This is a genomic window from Vibrio sp. Vb1574 (genome assembly GCF_033338675.1).
Map to the genome: position 1 here is coordinate 1 of NZ_JAWOTC010000174.1, position 1,504 is coordinate 1,504.

A 1,504-nucleotide genomic window follows, 5' to 3' on the forward strand; every position below is an offset into this window, starting at 1 on the left:
TACAAAAATTACTCAGGTGGATGGAAAACTCGCATCAGTAATTAATGAGGATCTTTCCATTGTGCAAGATGAAAAAATTGAAAAGGTTGAAGCTACAAACGCCACGGAAAGTTGCACATTTGATAAGAACTCAATGTCGTTAGTTCTACACTATGATACTAATGAGCACTATCTAACAAACGTACATAAACAAGCTATATCAAAGTATTTAGAACTGGTTAACGAAGACAAACGTATTCTCGTTGAAGGGCACACGGATGATGTCGGAAGCCAGGCTTACAACAAAAGTTTATCCCTTCGACGTGCAAGTACAGCCTCAAAGTATTTAAAGAAAGATCTGGGGCTTGGCAACAGAATTGTGGAAAAGGCCTTTGGGGAGTCTGCGCCTATATGTAAGGTGAACGAGAATAAGCTGTCAGGCTGTAACCGTCGAGTTGTATTAACTATAGAGTAATGAGCAATCCACTATTTGCTGTTGTAATTTTAATATTCATGTGCTCAATCTTATGTGGTATTTAAAAGCTTAGTTTTTACTAAGCTTTTATTTTTGTGAATATTATTTCTGTAATGTATAAATTAGTTGTCTCAATCAATGAAATGTAAACATATTTTCGTGTCGATATTTTTGTTTTTTGGTAACGCTTACCATTCCTATGCTGAAGTAGAAAAACCAGCGATGAGCGCCCAACTAGAGGAGTATGTATATAACCCTCGTATACTCAAAGATGTTTCTGACACTTTATTAGGCATCGACTTAAATAAAAATAATATCAGAGATGATGTCGATAAAGTCGTTAACCACCTAGAAGTAACAGAAGCTGATAAAGAGTTTATGTTACGTTATATCCAATATGCGACAAGTATATTAAGTTATGATTTCGCAAAAGATAGGTTAGAAAATCCGCTGATTGCTAGCGAACTCTACAAAGAACTCAATTATATAAATAGTTGCTATAAAGAGTCAGGTGTTGATGGTAAAGATTTATATGATTCAATAAATGCATTAAACGTATTGATGTTTAATACAGACGCTAGAATCATTGCCTATCTACATTATGAAAAGTACTTGGATATTAGAAATACATACGAGTTGCTAAGCTATGATTGTAAAAACAAAAAATATCATCAAGTTTAATCGTGATATCTTTGCCATTTAAAAAGATCTGTTATTTAAAAACGAATTTAGCCACCATCGCTTTTGTTCTGTCTATACAATTATTATCAGTACACGAGGTAAAGCCGCTAGATAACCGCGCCTGGCTTACCGATACAACTGTATGGTTCTTGGCATCGGGGACAAGCAAAGAGCTAAGATTTGTAAAATGGTTTTAGCGTTTCTTTGATGTTGTTTCGAATACGCTTGTGGTGCAGGTTGTTTTTTTCTCTTTTGTGATAAATGAAATGGTAGGTGACAAGGTTTGACTCAATGGGCAAGTCAATCACTTGTAAGTCTAGTTGTTCCTTCCATTTCATTGCAAAAGACTGGGGGATTATCGCGATATTG

At 35.1% G+C, this 1,504-nt stretch carries 2 protein-coding genes and 1 pseudogene; 2 read left to right on the forward strand and 1 reads right to left on the reverse strand.

Features of this window, described 5'->3' with window-relative positions:
* Together R7O12_RS24550 and R7O12_RS24555 are read left to right on the forward strand one after the other, a co-directional pair.
* On the forward strand, positions 1-454 hold a 454-nt coding region (locus R7O12_RS24550), incomplete at its 5' end, for an OmpA family protein (RefSeq protein ID WP_140136609.1).
* 222 nt (positions 455-676) lie between these two features.
* Entirely contained in the window at positions 677-1,135 is a 459-nt protein-coding gene (locus R7O12_RS24555; protein WP_015313138.1) for a hypothetical protein, read from the forward strand.
* A gap of 173 nt (positions 1,136-1,308) precedes the next feature.
* On the opposite strand, the pseudogene R7O12_RS24560 reads toward R7O12_RS24555, so the two are convergent.
* Positions 1,309-1,504: pseudogene (locus tag R7O12_RS24560) on the reverse strand (LysR family transcriptional regulator); the annotation flags it as partial.